Origin of the sequence: Phenylobacterium sp. (assembly GCF_035569475.1) — a bacterium.
GTDB lineage: Bacteria > Pseudomonadota > Alphaproteobacteria > Caulobacterales > Caulobacteraceae > Phenylobacterium.
In genome coordinates, this window is the sequence record NZ_DATMNA010000114.1 from 1 (window position 1) to 15,949 (window position 15,949).

Annotated in this window: 16 protein-coding genes; 11 read left to right on the forward strand and 5 right to left on the reverse strand. The window is 70.1% G+C overall.

Annotated elements, in window-relative coordinates:
• Positions 1-1,218: peptidase S10 (locus VNW53_RS18425; protein ID WP_325557398.1), on the forward strand; the 1,218-nt coding region annotated here is incomplete at its 5' end.
• A 48-nt stretch (positions 1,219-1,266) separates the two neighbouring features.
• On the opposite strand, the gene VNW53_RS18430 is transcribed toward VNW53_RS18425, so the two are convergent.
• Positions 1,267-3,477, reverse strand: coding sequence for a beta-glucosidase family protein (locus VNW53_RS18430; RefSeq protein WP_325557400.1), 2,211 nt, complete (start codon positions 3,475-3,477; stop codon positions 1,267-1,269).
• Positions 3,478-3,616: 139 nt separating this feature from the next.
• On the opposite strand from VNW53_RS18430, the gene VNW53_RS18435 reads away from it, so the two are divergent.
• The 6 genes from VNW53_RS18435 to VNW53_RS18460 all read left to right on the forward strand — a co-directional run bounded on the left by VNW53_RS18435 (position 3,617) and on the right by VNW53_RS18460 (position 8,254).
• Complete coding sequence (locus VNW53_RS18435) at positions 3,617-4,078, forward strand: hypothetical protein (RefSeq protein ID WP_325557402.1); 462 nt, start codon at positions 3,617-3,619, stop codon at positions 4,076-4,078.
• Between the two features lie 59 nt (positions 4,079-4,137).
• Positions 4,138-5,076 carry a cation diffusion facilitator family transporter gene (locus tag VNW53_RS18440; protein WP_325557404.1) on the forward strand — a complete coding sequence of 313 codons (939 nt, stop codon included), beginning with the start codon at positions 4,138-4,140 and terminating at the stop codon, positions 5,074-5,076.
• Between the two features lie 77 nt (positions 5,077-5,153).
• Positions 5,154-6,236, forward strand: coding sequence for a pyrimidine utilization protein A (gene rutA, locus VNW53_RS18445; RefSeq protein WP_325557406.1), 1,083 nt, complete (start codon positions 5,154-5,156; stop codon positions 6,234-6,236).
• A 144-nt stretch (positions 6,237-6,380) separates the two neighbouring features.
• Positions 6,381-7,100: a pyrimidine utilization protein B gene (gene rutB, locus VNW53_RS18450; protein ID WP_325557408.1), complete on the forward strand. Its 720-nt coding sequence runs from the start codon at positions 6,381-6,383 to the stop codon at positions 7,098-7,100.
• 12 nt (positions 7,101-7,112) lie between these two features.
• The gene (gene rutC / locus VNW53_RS18455; protein ID WP_325557410.1) at positions 7,113-7,502 is read left to right on the forward strand and encodes a pyrimidine utilization protein C; all 390 of its coding nucleotides are present in this window, start codon (positions 7,113-7,115) and stop codon (positions 7,500-7,502) included.
• A 152-nt stretch (positions 7,503-7,654) separates the two neighbouring features.
• Positions 7,655-8,254 carry a nitroreductase family protein gene (locus tag VNW53_RS18460; protein WP_325557423.1) on the forward strand — a complete coding sequence of 200 codons (600 nt, stop codon included), beginning with the start codon at positions 7,655-7,657 and terminating at the stop codon, positions 8,252-8,254.
• Between the two features lie 269 nt (positions 8,255-8,523).
• Here the strand turns inward: VNW53_RS18460 and VNW53_RS18465 are convergent, their stop codons facing one another.
• From VNW53_RS18465 to VNW53_RS18475, 3 genes are all read right to left on the reverse strand, one after another.
• The gene (locus tag VNW53_RS18465) at positions 8,524-9,045 is read right to left on the reverse strand and encodes a DUF1993 domain-containing protein (protein ID WP_325557412.1); all 522 of its coding nucleotides are present in this window, start codon (positions 9,043-9,045) and stop codon (positions 8,524-8,526) included.
• 90 nt (positions 9,046-9,135) lie between these two features.
• Entirely contained in the window at positions 9,136-10,464 is a 1,329-nt protein-coding gene (locus VNW53_RS18470) for an aspartate aminotransferase family protein (RefSeq protein WP_325557414.1), read from the reverse strand.
• Positions 10,465-10,495: 31 nt separating this feature from the next.
• Entirely contained in the window at positions 10,496-11,806 is a 1,311-nt protein-coding gene (locus VNW53_RS18475; protein ID WP_325557415.1) for a C69 family dipeptidase, read from the reverse strand.
• A 229-nt stretch (positions 11,807-12,035) separates the two neighbouring features.
• On the opposite strand from VNW53_RS18475, the gene VNW53_RS18480 reads away from it, so the two are divergent.
• Positions 12,036-12,401 carry a helix-turn-helix domain-containing protein gene (locus VNW53_RS18480; RefSeq protein ID WP_325557416.1) on the forward strand — a complete coding sequence of 122 codons (366 nt, stop codon included), beginning with the start codon at positions 12,036-12,038 and terminating at the stop codon, positions 12,399-12,401.
• A 9-nt stretch (positions 12,402-12,410) separates the two neighbouring features.
• On the opposite strand, the gene VNW53_RS18485 is transcribed toward VNW53_RS18480, so the two are convergent.
• Entirely contained in the window at positions 12,411-13,382 is a 972-nt protein-coding gene (locus VNW53_RS18485; RefSeq protein ID WP_325557418.1) for a formylglycine-generating enzyme family protein, read from the reverse strand.
• 90 nt (positions 13,383-13,472) lie between these two features.
• On the opposite strand from VNW53_RS18485, the gene VNW53_RS18490 reads away from it, so the two are divergent.
• From VNW53_RS18490 to VNW53_RS18500, 3 genes are all read left to right on the forward strand, one after another.
• Positions 13,473-14,153, forward strand: coding sequence for a response regulator transcription factor (locus VNW53_RS18490; protein WP_325557420.1), 681 nt, complete (start codon positions 13,473-13,475; stop codon positions 14,151-14,153).
• Positions 14,140-15,498: a HAMP domain-containing sensor histidine kinase gene (locus VNW53_RS18495; protein ID WP_325557421.1), complete on the forward strand. Its 1,359-nt coding sequence runs from the start codon at positions 14,140-14,142 to the stop codon at positions 15,496-15,498. Before VNW53_RS18490 ends, VNW53_RS18495 begins: the two co-directional genes overlap by 14 nt.
• A 128-nt stretch (positions 15,499-15,626) precedes the next feature.
• On the forward strand, positions 15,627-15,949 hold a 323-nt coding region (locus tag VNW53_RS18500; RefSeq protein WP_325557422.1), incomplete at its 3' end, for an efflux RND transporter permease subunit.

The window sequence follows — 15,949 nt, forward strand, 5'->3', positions numbered from 1 at the left end:
TCGCTCTTCGTGCACATGGGCCTGGCCGGTCCGATGCACGTGATGACCGACTCGCCCAACGCCACCCACGCCGCGCCCTTCACCGTCACCGAGAACCACGAGAGCCTGCTCGACAAGTCGGACCTGGTGTTCCTGGACGCCATCGGCGCCGGCTACTCCCGTCCGCTCGGCGACACCAAGGGGACCGAGTTCTGGGGCGTGGACCAGGACATCGACGCCTTCGCCCGCGGCATCCAGCGCTACATCACCATCAACCACCGCTGGAACTCGCCGAAGTTCCTGTTCGGCGAAAGCTACGGCACGACCCGTTCGGCGGGCCTGGTCTACGCCCTGCAGCAGCGCGGCATGCAGGTGAACGGCGTGCTGCTGCTCTCCTCGGTGCTGAACTACGGCGCCCATGACTCGGGCTTCGACCACTCCTACGTCAGCTACGTCCCGAGCTTCGCGGCCACCGCGGTCTACTGGAAGAAGTCGGCGACCCAGCCCACCGATCTCAACGCCTATCTGAAGGAAGTCCGCGCCTGGGCGGCGGGCCCGTACCTGGCGGCGCTCACCAAGGGCGGCGATATCTCCCCGCAGGAGTTCGACGCCACCGCCAGGCAGCTCTCGGCCTACATCGGCATCCCTGTGGACTTCATCAAGCGGGCCAATCTGCGCGTGGACCTGAGCCGCTTCCGCACCGAGCTGCTGCGCGACCAGGGCCGGATCCTCGGCCGCTATGACACCCGCTTCACCGGCATCAACGCCGACAACGCCGGCGAGAACCCGGAATACGATCCCTCCGACACCGGCATCAACGGCGCCTATGTCGGCGCCCTGCACGACTGGCTGGAACAGGGCCTCGGCTACACGACGGACCTGAACTACTGGCCGTCGGGCCCCGGCATCAACCAGGCCTGGGACTGGAAGCACCGTCCGCCGGGCGGCGGCTTCGGCGGCGGCGGTCGCAAGGAGCCGGTGGCCAATACGGCGGCCGACATGGGCGTCGCGATGCGCCAGAACCCGCACCTGAAGATCTTCTCGCTGAACGGCCTCTACGACATGGCCACGCCGTTCTTCGGGACCGAGTACGACATCGCGCACCTCTATCTGGACCCGTCGATCAAGAACAATGTGCGCTTCGGGTACTACCCGTCCGGGCACATGGTCTATCTGAACCAGGACGCCCTGAAGACCATGAAGGCCGAAGTGGCGAAGTTCTACGACGACGCCAAGTAAGGGCCGGGCCTGAAAACCTCCCCCGTCTGCACGGGGGAGGTTTTTGATTCAGGGCTCGAGGTTGGCCGCCGCCAGCTTGGCTGAGCCTTTCAGCGCGGCCGTGGCGGCGTCGGGACCCACGAAGACCTGGTAGGCGCCGCCGTCGAGTCGCCAGCCGTGGGCGTTCGAGCTCCAGTTGGCGAGCATCCGCGGCGGCGCCGTCACGGTGACCCGGCGCGCCTCGCCGGGCTTCAGCGTCACCTTCGACCAGCCGATCAGGCGCTGCTGCGCGCGCTTGGGCGCCGCGGCCAGGTAGAGTTGCGGCGTGTCGGTCCCGGCGCGGTTGCCGGCATTGGTGACGGTGAAGCTGGCCGTGAGCGACTTGCCGCCGGTGACCTTCAGGCCGGAGTAGCGGAACGTCGTGTAGGAGAGGCCGTAGCCGAACGGGTAGAGCGGCGCCTGGCCGGACCTGGCGAAGGCGCGGTAGCCGACGTCGGAGCCCTCCGCATAGACGACGTCGAAAGGCTGGGCGGCCGAGGGGGTCAGGGTCTCGACGATGTGCTGGTCGGCGCCCGGCAGGACCGGCCGGGCGAGCTGGTCGAGGCTGGCCGGGAAGGTGGCGGGCAGGCGGCCCTGCGGATCGACCTCGCCGAACAGGGCCTTGGCGATCGCCTCGCCGCCGAGCGCGCCGGGGTACCAGGCCTCGAGGATCGCGCCCGCCTTGTCGCGCCAGGGCATTAGGACGGGCCCTGCGGTCTCCAGCACCGCCACGGTCTTCGGATTGGCCTGGGCGACGGCGGCGATCAGGGCGTCCTGCTGACCGTCCAGGGACATGGCGATGTCCATGCCCTCGGTGGACCACTGGGTCGCGAAGACCACCACGACGTCGGCGGACCTGGCGAGCGCGGCCGCGGCGGCCGGATCGGCGCCTTCGTCGAACACCACCTCGGCGCCCGGCGCGCGGGCCTTGATCGCGGCCAGGGGCGCCGACGGATCGTAGATCTGGCCGCCGCCCCACTGCGGGGCGCCCTTGGGCTTGGGGAAGGCCTTCGAGCCCAGCGGGATCACCTGGGACGAGCCGCCGCCGGAGATCACGCCCAGGTCCGCGTGGCCGCCGATCACCGCGATCCGCCTGGCCGAGGCCAGCAAGGGCAGGAGGGCGCCGTCGTTCTTCAGGAGCACGACGGCCTGCTCGGCCGCGCGGCCCGCCACCTGCGAGTCGGCGGCCGTATCGAGGCCGCCGGCGCTGACCGGATGGTCGATGACGCCCGCGGCGAACAGGCTGCGCAGATAGCGGTGGGCCATCTCGTGAATGCGGGCCTTCGAGACCTCGCCGCCGGCCACCGCGTCCTTCAGCGGCTTGTCGAAGAACACCTGCTTGTCGAGCTGCTGGCCGCTCTCCTGGTCGAGGCCGGCCTTGGCCGCCGCGACGCCGTGCACCGCGCCCCAGTCGCTCATCACCCAGCCCGGATACTTCCAGTCGGTGCGCAGCACGTCGGTGAGCAGGAACGGGTTCTCGCAGGCGTAGGTCCCGCCGACCCGGTTGTAGGCGCACATCACCGAGCCCGGGTGGCCGGCCTCGATGGCGATCTCGAAGGCCAGGAGGTCGCTCTCGCGGAACGCCGCCTCGTCGATGCGCGCGTCCAGCACCATGCGCCCGGTCTCCTGGTCGTTGAGCGCGAAGTGCTTGACGGTGGAGACGATGTGGTTGGACTGGATCCCCCTGATGGCGGCGCCGGCCAGGGTCCCGGTCAGCAGCGGGTCCTCGCCCAGATATTCGAAGTTGCGGCCGTTGCGGGGGTCGCGCAGCAGGTTCGCGCCGCCGGCCAGCAGGGTGTTGAAGCCCTTCTGCCGAGCCTCCTTGCCGATCATGGCGCCGGAGGCGAAGGCGGTCTGCGGGTCCCAGGTGGCGGCGAGCGCCATGCCGGAGGGCAGGGGCGTTGCGTCGTCGTCCTTGCGCCCGGCGTTGGCGACGCCGAGGCTGGCGTCGCTCTCGGTCAGGTCGGGAATGCCGAGTTCGGGAACGCCCGGCATGTAGCCGGCCGAGATCGCGACATTGGCCGGCTTCCTGGCGCCCAGGAACATCGGCATGCTGCCGTGCAGCAGGGCGATCTGCTGGTCGAGGGAGAGCTTGGCCAGCACCAGTTCGGCGCGGGCGTCGGGGCTGAGCCTGGGGTTCATCCAGGGCCGGGCGACCGGCGGCCTGGCCGCATCCGCCAGCCCGGGCAAGGCCAGCGACAAGGCCGCCGCGCACACGCCCACCCTCAGACCCCGACCCATGACGCACCCTCCGCAGCTCTTGCCGGACGGAGTCGTAGCCCAAGGCCGCGGCGGCGGCGAGCCGCGCCCCAAAGTGAAGCTTGCGGCGCAGCCGCGTCCGGGCGCACCCTCGCGGCCAATAAGAAATGGGAGGATGTCTATGCGTTGTGTGATCCTGGCCGTGGGCCTGTTCGCCGCCCTCGGCCTTTCAGCCTGTGATTCATCCAAGACAGACGACACCAAAGCCGCCGCCGCCGCGCCGGCGGCGCCCAAGTATTTCGGCCGCTCGGCGCAGATGTATGCGGGCCAGGAAATGATCGACAAGGTCGACACCGCGACCGTCAAGGTCGGCAAGGGCGGCGCGCTCGAGATGATGGCGAGCGGCAGCGTCGGCATGCCCGGCTACAACAAGTCGGGTTTCCTGCAACGGATCAATCCCGGCGCGCCCAAGGACGGGATCTACGAGGTGGACGTGGTCGCCGACAAGCCGGCGAGCGGCGCCGCCGCGCCGACGCCCATCGCGGTGAAGGGCGCCTGGTCGGGCTACCCGGCGGACCGCCTGAAGGGCGTGAAGTTCATCTCCAAGACCAACTCGGTCACGGCCATGCTGCCGCCCGCCTGAGTTGACGCGCCACGGCTGATCGCGGCCTGATCCCGCCCGGGCTTAGGAGAGGATCGGGCATGGCGCAGGGCTCCGCACGGGTGGTGCTGACCGCGCTCGCCGGCAACGGCGCGATCGCGCTGGCGAAGTTCGTGGCCGCGGCCATCTCCGGCTCGACGGCCATGCTCACCGAGGCGATCCACTCGCTGGTCGACACGGGCGACCAGTTGTTGCTGCTGGTCGGCCAGGCGCGGGGGCGGCGGCCGCCCGACGAGACCCATCCGCTGGGCTACGGCATGGAGGCCTATTTCTGGTCGTTCATCGTCGCCCTGATGGTCTTCGTCCTGGGGGGCCTGCTGTCGGTCTACGAGGGGGTGCGCCACATCCTGCATCCCGAGCCGGTGGTCTCGCCCTGGATCAGCCTGGGCGTCCTGGCGGTCTCGGCGGTCTTCGAGGGCCTGTCGTTCCGGGTCGGCTACCGCGAGTACAAGCGGGTCGTGCGCGGCGCGCCGATCCGCCTGTGGGCGTTCATCCGCAACTCCAAGGACGCCGGAATGGTCTCGGTCCTGCTGGAGGATTCCGCCGCCCTGGTCGGCATCGTCCTGGCGGCGGCAGGCGTGATCGCCTCCGGATTCTTCCACATCGCCTGGGCCGATGGCGCGGCCTCGGTCGCCATCGGCCTGCTGCTGGCCTGCGTGGCCTTCGTCCTGGCCAACGAGACCCGCAGCTTGATCGCCGGCGAGTCCGTCGCGCCGATCGTCATGGAACGGCTGAAGGAGACCCTGGACGCGATCAACTGCATCACCAGGCTGGACGAGATCGCCACCCTGCACCTGGGCCCCGGCGCGATCCTGGTGGCGCTGACCCTGACTTTCCGGCCGAAGGCCACCAGCACCTCGATCGACGCCGCCATACTCGAGATCACGCAATGCCTGCAGGCCACGGACGGGCGCGTCGCCTACGTCTATGTCCGCCCATCGCACACGGATGAAGCGCCCGCCGCCAGGGCGGCGGAATAGTCCGTCCCGGCGGCTTGCAAAAGCCTGGCAATTGCGGGCCTGATCGGCGTCCGCGCGCGCCTCAAGGACGGTCTTGCATGGACATCGGCGTCTTCATCCCGATCGGCAACAACGGCTGGCTCATCTCGGAGACCTCGCCGCAGTACATGCCGAGCTTCGAGCTGAACAAGCGGATCGTGCAGGCGGCGGAGGGCTACGGCTTCGACTTCGCGCTCTCGATGATCAAGCTGCGCGGCTTCGGCGGGAAGACGCAGTTCTGGGAGCACAACCTGGAGAGCTTCACCCTGATGGCGGGCCTGGCGGCCGTCACCAGCCGGATCAAGATCTTCGCCACGGCCGCGACGCTCACCCTGCCGCCGGCCATCGCCGCGCGGATGGCGTCCACCATCGATTCCATCGCCGGGCCCGGCCGCTTCGGCATCAACCTGATCACCGGCTGGCAGAAGGCCGAGTACGACCAGATGGGTCTGTGGCCCGGCGAGAGCCACTACAAGGACCGCTACAACTACCTGGCCGAATACGCGACGGTGCTGAAGGAACTGATGGAGACCGGGGTCAGCGACTTCAAGGGCCAGTACCTGCAGATGGAGGACTGCCGGGTCAGTCCCAGGCCGCACGACGTGAAGATCATCTGCGCGGGGTCCAGCGACGAGGGCCTGGCTTTCACCGCTCAGTATGCGGACTACAGCTTCGCGCTCGGCAAGGGGACCAACACGCCCACCGCCTTCGCCCCGGTCAATGGGCGGCTGGCGGCGGCGAGGGCCAAGACCGGCCGCGACGTCGGCTCCTACATCCTGTTCATGATCATCGCCGATGACACCGACGAGAAGGCCATGGCCAAGTGGCGGCTCTACCGCGAGGGCGCCGACCAGGACGCGCTGGCCTGGCTCACCAACCAGGCCGCGCCGAACGCCCAGGGCGGGACCAGCAACACCAACACCACCCAGCTCGCCGCCCCGGAATCGGCGGTGAACCTGAACATGGGCACCCTGGTCGGCTCCTACGGAAGCGTGGCCGCGATGCTGGACGAGGTGGCCGCCGTGCCGGACACCAAGGGCGTCCTGCTGGTCTTCGATGACTTCGTGCGCGGCGTCGACGACTTCGGGACGAAGATCCAGCCGCTCATGAAATCGAGGGCGAACGTCCATGCGCCGGCCTGAAACCTCACCCGCAAGGCGGGGGAGGGGGACCGCGTTAGCGGTGGAGGGGGCGCTGCCGCCGCACTGCGTTCCCAGCGTCCCCTCCACCACGTCGTGGTCCCCCTCCCCCGTCGTCTTCGCGACGGGGGAGGTTTGGAGCGCCTCATGACTGACCGTCCCACCGTGCCGCGCGAGGGCGCGGTCACCCTGCCGGCCCGGCCGGAGAACCTGCCGATCAACCCGGGCGAGACCGCGCTGATCGTGGTCGACATGCAGAACGCCTACGCCTCGCAGGGCGGCTACCTGGACATCGCCGGCTTCGATATCGGCGGGGCGGCCGCGGTCATAGAGAAGATCGCCCTGGCCATCGAGGCGGCGCGGCGCGCAGGCGTGCAGGTGGTCTATTTCCAGAACGGCTGGGATCCGGACTACGCCGAGGCCGGCGGGCCGGGCTCGCCCAACTGGTGGAAGTCCAATGCGCTGAAGACCATGCGCGACAAGCCGGAGCTGGAAGGGACCCTGCTGGCCAAGGGCACCTGGGACTACGCCCTGGTCGACAGGCTGAAACCCCAGAAGGGCGACATCGTCATCCCCAAGCCGCGGTACTCGGCGTTCTTCAACACGGCCCTCGATTCGATGCTGCGGGCGCGCGGGATCCGGAACCTGGCGTTCTGCGGCATCGCCACCAACGTCTGTGTGGAATCGACCCTGCGCGACGGCTATCACCTGGAGTACTTCGGCGTGCTGCTGGAGGACGCCACCCACCAGGCGGGCCCGGCCTTCCTGCAGGAGGCCTCCGTCTACAACGTCGAGAAGTTCTTCGGCTGGGTGGCCAACACCGCCGATTTCTGCGGGACCATCGGCCAAGCGCCGCCCGCCAACTAAGAGGAAGTCCAAATGCCCAAAACCGTCGTCCTGCCGCCCGGGACCCAGAAGCCGATCGCCCCCTTCTCGCCCGGAACCCTGGCCGACGGGGTGGTCTACGTTTCGGGCACGCTGGCCTTCGACAAGGACAACAACGTCGCCCATGTCGGCGACTGCGAGGCTCAGACGCGCCAGGTGCTGGAGACCATCAAGTCGGTGATCGAGACCGCCGGCGGGACCATGGACGACGTGACCATGAATCACATCTTCCTGAAGGACTGGGCCGACTACGCCACGATGAACAAGGTCTATGCGGAGTACTTCCCGGGCGACAAGCCGGCCCGGTTCTGCATCGTCTGCGGCCTGGTGCGGCCCGACTTCCTGGTCGAGATCGCCTCCATCGCCCACATCGGGAGGTTATAGCTTCCTCGCTCCCTCCCCCGCTCATCCCCGCGAAAGCGGGGACCCAGGCCTATTTCGTTGCAGAGTTTGAGGTGTCCCCGGCCGGGGCGAGGCGGACTCTGAAACACAAAACACCTTGGGTCCCCGCTTTCGCGGGGATGAGCGGATTGAAGATGCCCCTGACCCTGAACACCCGCACCGCCGACCACGACATCGACCCGATCTTCCTGACCCGCTGGTCGCCGCGCGCGTTCACCGGCGAGGAGATCCCGCAGGAGGTGCTGCTGTCGATGTTCGAGGCGGCGCGATGGGCGCCCTCGGCAAGCAACATCCAGCCCTGGCGCTTCGTCTACGCCCGGCGCGGGACGCCGCAGTGGGAGCCGCTGTTCGGCGCGCTGATGGACATGAACCAGGCCTGGGTGGTGAACGCCTCGGTCCTGGCCTACGTGCTGTCCGACCGCTTTCGCCGCAAGCCCGGCGCCGACCCCACGCCGAACCGCAGCCACAGCTTCGACACCGGCGCCGCCTGGGCCTACCTGGCGCTGCAGGCCCAGCACCTGGGCTGGGCCGCGCACGGCATGGGCGGCTTCCACGTGGACAAGGCGTACGAGGCCCTGGGCGCGCCGGAGAGCGACTACCGCGTGGAGGCCGCCATCGCCATCGGCCGCCCGACGGAGGCGAGCGTGCTGCCTGAGGCCTATCGGGCGCGGGAGGTTCCGAGCGGGCGGGAGCCGGTGGAGAGCTTTGTGTTCGAGGGACGGTTGGGGGCATGACTTCAGCGGTCGTTGCCGACTTCGGCTGGCCCGAAGGCGACGGGCCGCCATGAGATTTAAGCCGCAGCCCGCCGGCGGCTCTCCTTCCCAAATTGCTCGTCATCCTCCGGTCGCCCGAAGAGGCGATCCGGGGGACCCATGATCTCAATCGCTGCGGGTTATCTCAGGATTGCGACGCCGCGCTTCCAACTACGACCGTGGAGATCATGGGTCCCCCGGACCAGCCTGCGGCTGACCGGAGGATGACGAGATTTGTAGGGTGGTTGGAGCTAGGCCCCCGGCGCGCCCGCGCCGGCCAGGAAGTCCATCTTGCCCAACGGCACGCCGGCGCTGCGCAGCAGGTCGTAGGCCGTGGTCACGTGGAAGATGAAGTTCGGCAGCGAGAAGGTCAGCAGGAAGCTCTTGGCGGTGAAGGTCATGCTTCCGTTGGGGAATTTCAGGACGATCTCGCGGCTGTCGTCGCCGTCGAGTTGCTCGGGCTTCAGGGATTCCACGAAGGCGATGGTCTTCGCGATCCGCTCGCGCAGTTCCGGGAAGGTGGTCTCGGTGTCGGGCATCGAGGGCGGTTCGACGCCGGCCAGGCGCGCGGCGCCGCCCTTGGCCGCGTCGCTGGCGAACTGGATCTGGCGGGTGAAGTTCGCCATGCCGTGGCCGAAGTTCAGCTCGGTCAGGCTGGCCAGGGTGACGCCCTCCTCGGCGGCGAAGGTCTCGGCCTTGCCCAGGAAGTGGTTCAGGTTGCGCAGAAGCTGCAGGTAGACGGGGATCGAGGCGTCGTAGAGCGAGAGCGACAAGGGCGTTTCTCCGGTTATGAAGCTTGGCAGATAGTGCGCCGCGCGGGCCACGGCCACCGCTGTCGCAACATCTTCACGCGGATGACCGGGCTATTCGACGCCCTGCAGCACCCCGCGCAGGATCTCGACCAGGCGGCCGATCTCCTCGACGCTGATGGTCAGCGGCGGCGACATGGCGATGGTGTCGCCGGTGGTGCGGATCAGGGCCCCGGCTTTCAGGGCGCGGACCAGGGTCTCGTAGCCCCGCACGCCCGGCGCGTCGGGGCGCGGCGCCAGCTCCACGGCCGCCATCAGGCCGAGGTTGCGGATGTCGATCACGTTGGGGCAGTCCCGCAGGCTGTGCACCGCCGCTTCCCAGGCCGGCGACAGCTCCGTGGCGCGGGTCAGCAAGCCCTCGCGGCGATAGATCTCCAGCGTGGCCAGGCCCGCCGCGCAGCCGGCGGGGTGGCCAGAGTAGGTGTAGCCGTGGAACAGCTCCATGGCGTTCTCGGGCCCGCGCATCATGGCGTCGTGGACGCCGCGGCTGGCGAACACCGCGCCCATGGGGAAGGCGCCGTTGGTCACCCCCTTAGCGGTGGTCATCAGGTCGGGGGTGACGCCGAAGAACTGGGCGGCGAAGGGGGCGCCCAGGCGGCCGAAGCCGGTGATCACCTCGTCGAAGATCAGCAGGATCCCGTGCTTCGTGCAGAGTTCGCGCAGGCGCTCCAGGTAGCCGACCGGCGGCGGCAGGACGCCGGCCGAGCCCACCACCGGCTCGACGATCACCGCGGCGATGGTCTCCGCGCCATGCAGCGCGACCAGCCTCTCCAGGTCGTCGGCCCTTTCGGCGCCATGGGCCGGCTGGCCCCTGGAGAAGGCGTTCTTCGCCAGGTCATGGGTGTGGACCAGGTGCTCGGCGCCCGGCAGGGTCAGGAAGGCCCGGCGGTTGTTGACCAGGCCGCCCACCGAGATGCCGCCGAAGCCCACCCCGTGATAGCCCTTCTCGCGCCCGATCAGCCGGGTGCGCTGCCCCTCGCCGCGGGCGCGGTGGTAGGCGAGCGCGATCTTCAGGGCGGTGTCGACCGACTCCGAGCCGGAACCGGTGAAGAAGATCCGGTCCAGGCCGGGCGGGGCGAGCCTGGCCAGCGCGGTGGCGAAGTCGAAGGCCAGCGGATGGCCCATCTGGAAGGACGGCGCATAGTCGAGGGCCAGCAACTGCTGGCTGACCGCCGCGGCGATCTCCTCGCGCCCGTGGCCGGCGTTGACGCACCACAGCCCCGACGAGCCGTCGATCACCTCGCGCCCGTCCTCGGTGCGGTAGTAGATCCCCTTGGCGGCGACGATCAGGCGCGGATCGGCCTTGAACTGCCGGTTCGCGGTGAACGGCATCCAGTAGGCGTCGAGGTCGGGGCGGTTCAGGCGATCGGAGACGTCGTTCATGGGGCGACCCTTGGCTATGGCGCCTACGAAATCAGGTTCGCGGCAGGCCCGCCAGATGATTGAGCCGGGCCCAACTGCGCGCGTGGCGGCTGGCGCCCGCCGAGCCGCGGCCCTGGAAGGTCCGCGCCCAGTGCGCCTCGAAGGCGTCGGCCTCCCGCCAGCACTCGACGACGGCGTGCCACAAGGCCTCCGGCCCGCCGGCGAAGGCCGCGTCGACCTGGGCGATGAAGCCGGCCTCCAGCCGATCGCGGTCGCCCGCGATTTCGGCAAGCGCCGCCGGAAGATCGCGCAGCATGGCCCGGTGCAGCTCCTCATGCCGCCACCACAGGCTCTGCGGATCGTACCAGTCGTTGGGTTCCGCCTCATGGAACGGCAGGCCGGTCTCGAACAGCACCGGCTTGAAGATGGCGGTGCAGGGCGCGGCGCTCGCGGTGACCCAGTGGACGGTCCGGCCGGGGCGCAGCTCGCTCACCATGGAGGCCACCGACTGGCTGCGCCGGGGGCCCTCGGCGGCGTGCATGCAGATGGTGCGCCCCACCGTATTGGCCGGGCTCCAGTCGCGCGCCTCGCCATGGTCGCGCAGGATCGCCATCATCTCGCGCGGGTCGAGCCAGGGCGCGCCCTTGGACAGCAAGGCGTTGCCCCGCGCGCAGCGGCCGCGGCCGAAGCTGACCGCATCGCGCGCCTCGTCGATCAGGTGGGCGGCCACGTCGAAGCGCCCGCCGAATCCCGTCCAGCCCTCGGCGCGGGCGTGGGCCGCGAGGTCGTCGCTGACGGCGTCGTACGACCGGCCGATCGAATAGGCGTTGGAGAGCGCCCGGTGGCGGCGCACCCGCTCGACCGCCCACCAGCGCCCGGCGGTCTCCAGCACATAGGCCTCGGTCGGGTCGGCGATGATGAAGCCGTTGTCGTAGTAGAAGCGCCCCAGGTGGCCGCAGTCGCCGCCCTGGCCGTACTGCTCCAGGAGGCCGGTGATCACCTCCACCGCCTCCGCCGCCGTGGCCGCCCGCTCCAGGCCAAGGCGCACCAGGTCCATGCCGGTGAGCGCGCGCTTGCGCTGGGCGGGCGTCTTGGCGTGCAGGGCCTCGTTGCCGATCGCCACGCCATGCTCGTTCGCGCCCATCTCCGCGCCCCACATCCAGAACGGCCGACTGAGCAAGCAGGCGTAGGTCGCGGGCGCGTCGGGAATGACGATGTAGGTGGCCTTCAGAGGGCCGCCGCCGACGCGGCGGGGGGTCATCTCCAGGCCCTGGGCCTCGTTGCGCTCCCGGTCGCTGTTCTTGGCGAACAAGGTCGCCCCGCGCGCGGTCGAGCCCGCCAGGGCCACGGCGGTGTCACACATGGCCTACCCGCTTTCCCAATTGAGCCGGATTGTCGCTCGATTCTTGCGCGTTGCGCGGCATGGTTGCGGACCGACCGGTAGGATCGCAACCCCCGTGCTGTAGCTAGGGCCACCCCCCTTCGCTATAGCCGATTCACGGGAATAAAACGCCGTTCGGTAAAGCTTGTCTCCAGGCTCTCCGTCTCCGGCGAATTCATGCGGATCCCGCCGCGCCACGCCAGGAGCCTAGATGGCCGCCGATTCTCGAACACCTCGCAGCGGCGCCACCGATGTCGCCCTGGGCGAGCGCATCCGCCGCCGACGGCGCGAGCTCGGGCTGTCCCAGTCGGCGCTGGGCGGCAAGCTCGGGATCACGTTCCAGCAGGTGCAGAAGTACGAGAACGGGGCCAACCGGGTCTCCGCGAGCATGCTGGTCAAGCTGTCGGACGCGCTGGCCCTGCCGGTGATGCAGTTGCTCCACGACATCGACCCCGCCGCCCCGCCGGCCGATCCCGAAAGCGACGCGGCGCGCCTGCTGGCGGCGTTCGGCAAGATCCGGTCTCCCGAGATGCGGGCCGCGCTTCTCACCCTGGTCCAGGGCCTCGTCTCCCGCTGATCGGCCGTCTTATCTCCGCACGACGCAGCGGAAACCCATGTGCGACGTGGTGGTGTCGATCGGCTGCGGCCAGCGCGCCGCGGGCCGGTAGCGCCGGCAGTAGTTGGGGGCGCACAGGTGGGAGCCGCCCTTGGCGACCCGCCGCGGGATGCCCGCCACCGGCGAGTCGGGATCGCAGCTCTGCGCCGCCGCCAGGGCCTCCGAGCGCGGCTTGCCGCAGCAGGCGGCTCCCGGCGTCGAGGGCAGCGCGTAGTAGTCGTCGGTCCACTCCCAGACGTTGCCGATCATGTCGTGGAGTCCGAAGCCGTTGGGCGGATAGGCGCCGACCGGCGAGGTGCGCGCCAGCCCGGGCGGCGCGCGGTTGTCGTGCGGGAAGACGCCTTGCCAGGTCTTGGCCAGGCTGATCCCGCCGGGCTCGAACTCATCGCCCCAGGCGTAGGCGGCGCCCTCCAGGCCGCCGCGCGCGGCATATTCCCACTCCGCCTCGCTGGGCAGCGCCTTGCGCGCCCACCGGGCGTAGGCCGCGGCGTCGACGTGGGCTATGTGGACCGCCGGATGGTCGGGCGCGGCGTCCGGCCCCTGCGGGCCTAGCGGCTTTTTCCAGTCGGCGCCGAAGACGAACCGCCACCAGGTCGCCGGGCCCTGCACGTCGACGGGCTCCTCAGGCGGCCAGAACACCAGCGATCCGGCCCGGGCCATCTGCGGGTCCATGCCCGGATAGTCGCGCGGATCCGGCGGGACCTCGGCGAAGGTCCGATAGCCGGTGGCCTCCACGAAGCGGGCGAAGGCGGCGTTGGTGACCGGCGTCTCGTCGATCCAGAAGTCGCCCACCGTGGCGGGCCGCACCGGCCGCTCGTCGGCGTAGAAGTCCTCCGAGCCCATCAGGAAGGTCCCGCCGCGCAGCAGGCGCATGCCGGCGAAGCGGCCGCCGTTCCCGGGACGGCCCGAGGTTTTGGTCTTCGATGCGGCGGCTGCGCCCAAGCGGGTCGTCCCCTCGTTTCCCGAGTTATGGGCGAGCCGGCGGTTTCGCGCTACAGACCCGCGACGGGCGAGCCACCCGCAGGAACCGCGATGCCGAAGATCCTGGCGATCGAAGACGACGCCACCACGGGCAAGGAGATCGTCGCCGAGCTGGGCCAGCACGGGTTCGACATCGAGTGGGTGGCCGACGGGGCGGTGGGCATGGACCGGGCGCTCAGCGGGGCCTTCGACGCGGTGATCCTCGACCGCCTGCTGCCCGGTGGGGACGGCCTGGCCATCGTCACCGCCATGCGCGGCGCCGGCATCGACGCGCCGGTGCTGATGATCAGCGCGCTCAGCGACGTGGACGAGCGCATCCGCGGCCTGCGGGCCGGCGGCGACGACTACATGACCAAGCCCTTCGCCTCGGAGGAGCTGGCGGCGCGCATCGAGGTGCTGCTGCGCCGCCGCGCGGCCCCGACGCCGGCCCCCAGCCTGACCGTCGGCGACCTGGACCTCGACCTGATCACCCGCACGGCCCATCGTGCTGGCACGGAAATCCGGCTGATGCCGACGGAGTTCAAGCTGCTGGAATATCTGATGCGCAACTCCGGCCAGGTGCTGACCCGGACCATGATCTTCGAGGCGATCTGGGGCTACCATTTCGACCCCGGCACCAACCTGATCGACGTCCATCTGGGGCGGCTGCGGCGCAAGATCGACCGCCCCGGCCTGCCGGCGATGATCCACACCATCCGCGGCTCAGGCTTCGCCCTCCATGCGCCCGCGTGAGCTCTGGCGCACGACGCCGTTCCGCCTGACCCTGTTCAACGGCGCGGTCTTCGCCCTGGCGCTCATGGCCCTGCTGGGCCTGATCTACCAGCAGACCGCGGGCTATGTGTCCGGCCAGATCGACGGCATCGTGACCTCCGAGGCGCGGAACCTGGCCGCGGGCGGGGCCGAGCGGCTGCCCGAACGGGTGACCCAGGCGGTGGCCAGCGACACCCGCCACATCGAGTACTACGGCCTGTTCTCCGCCGACGGCATCTGGATCTGCGGCAACGTCCGGACCCTGCCGCCCAACCTGCCGCTGGACGGCGCGCCGCGCGAGATCCGCGTCCCCAACCTGCAGCCCGGCTCGCGCGCCCTGGCCGAGCGGCTGCCGTGGGGCGAGATCCTGGTCGTGGGCCACGACGCCCTGGTGCTGTCCGGCCTGCGCGACATCATCGTCAATGCGCTCGCGCTCAGCGGCGGGCTGATCCTGGTGCTCGGCCTGGCCGCCGCCGCGGCGCTCAGCCTTCGGCCCCTTCGGCGCATCGACAACCTGCGCGAGGCCAGCCGCGCCGCGCTGCAGGGCGAACTGGGCGTGCGCCTGCCGGTCTCGCGGCGGCGCGACGAGATCGACATGCTGGCCGGCGTCGCCAACGCCATGATGGACGAGACCGAGCGGCTGCTCTGGGAGGTCAAGAGCGTCGGCGAGAACGTCGCCCACGACCTGCGGACCCCGCTGAACCGCCTGCGCGCGCTGCTATGGCGGGTGCATCAGGAGACCAAGCTGGCCGGCCCCGAGCGGGCGATGATCGACCAGGCCCTGGCGGAGACCGACGAATTGCTCACCCGCTTCCGGGCCCTGCAGCGGATCGGCGAGATCGAGCGGCGCGACCGCCAGGCCTTCTTCGCGCCGGTGCGCCTGCAGAGCGTCCTGGAGCATGTGATCGAGCTGCACGCGCCGGCGGCGGAGGACCGCGGGGTCGAGCTGGCGGCCGACATCGCGCCGGACGCGCCCGAAGTGCGGGCCGACTCGACCCTGCTGTTCGAGGCGGTGAGCAACCTGGTGGACAATGCGCTCAAGTTCACGCCCGAGGGCGGCCGGGTCACGGTGCGCCTGACGACCTGCGCGGACGGGCCGCGGATCGAGGTGGCCGACAACGGCCCCGGCGTGCCGGCGGCCGAGCGCGACGTGGTGCTGCAGCGCTTCTACCGCGCGGCCCGCGCGCGCACCGAGCCGGGCTCGGGGCTGGGCCTCAGCATCGTCACGGCGATCGCGCGGATGCACCACTTCACCCTGGCCCTGGAGGACGCCCGGCCGGGCCTGCGGGTGGCGCTGAGCTGCTGGCCGCGCGGCATCGACGCCTGAGCGAACGGCGAACTTAAAACTATCTTCATTGGCCTTGGCCTGCGGTCTGGGTTCATGGAGCCGCCGGGCTGTCCGGCGCGCCGCCCGGCGCGCGGCGCCCGCGACTGCATCGCCCGGAGCCCGGCCGCTTGAACGCCCTCGTCCGCATCGCGCTCGCGCGCCCCTACACCTTCATCGTGATGGCAGTGCTGATCATGATCGGCGGGATCATGGCGGCGCTGCGCACGCCCACCGACATCTTCCCGGAGATCCGGGTGCCGGTGATCGGCGTGGCGTTCAACTTCGCAGGCATGGCGCCCGGCGAGATGTCCAACCGCATCGTCACGCCCTTCGAGCGGTTCCTGACCACCACCGTCAACGACGTGGAGCACACCGAGAGCCAGTCGCTGCCGGGGATCGGGATCATCAAGATCTTCTTCCAGCCCGGCGTCGACATCCGCACCGCGACGGC

Bases quoted from the DNA above. Each gene is read 5' to 3' on its own strand.
- VNW53_RS18430 (WP_325557400.1), bottom strand. From the start codon at position 3,477: ATGGGTCGGGGTCTGAGGGTGGGCGTGTGCGCGGCGGCCTTGTCGCTG.
- VNW53_RS18435 (WP_325557402.1), top strand. From the start codon at position 3,617: ATGCGTTGTGTGATCCTGGCCGTGGGCCTGTTCGCCGCCCTCGGCCTT.
- VNW53_RS18440 (WP_325557404.1), top strand. From the start codon at position 4,138: ATGGCGCAGGGCTCCGCACGGGTGGTGCTGACCGCGCTCGCCGGCAAC.
- rutA (WP_325557406.1), top strand. From the start codon at position 5,154: ATGGACATCGGCGTCTTCATCCCGATCGGCAACAACGGCTGGCTCATC.
- rutB (WP_325557408.1), top strand. From the start codon at position 6,381: ATGACTGACCGTCCCACCGTGCCGCGCGAGGGCGCGGTCACCCTGCCG.
- rutC (WP_325557410.1), top strand. From the start codon at position 7,113: ATGCCCAAAACCGTCGTCCTGCCGCCCGGGACCCAGAAGCCGATCGCC.
- VNW53_RS18460 (WP_325557423.1), top strand. From the start codon at position 7,655: ATGCCCCTGACCCTGAACACCCGCACCGCCGACCACGACATCGACCCG.
- VNW53_RS18470 (WP_325557414.1), bottom strand. From the start codon at position 10,464: ATGAACGACGTCTCCGATCGCCTGAACCGCCCCGACCTCGACGCCTAC.
- VNW53_RS18475 (WP_325557415.1), bottom strand. From the start codon at position 11,806: ATGTGTGACACCGCCGTGGCCCTGGCGGGCTCGACCGCGCGCGGGGCG.
- VNW53_RS18480 (WP_325557416.1), top strand. From the start codon at position 12,036: ATGGCCGCCGATTCTCGAACACCTCGCAGCGGCGCCACCGATGTCGCC.
- VNW53_RS18490 (WP_325557420.1), top strand. From the start codon at position 13,473: ATGCCGAAGATCCTGGCGATCGAAGACGACGCCACCACGGGCAAGGAG.
- VNW53_RS18495 (WP_325557421.1), top strand. From the start codon at position 14,140: ATGCGCCCGCGTGAGCTCTGGCGCACGACGCCGTTCCGCCTGACCCTG.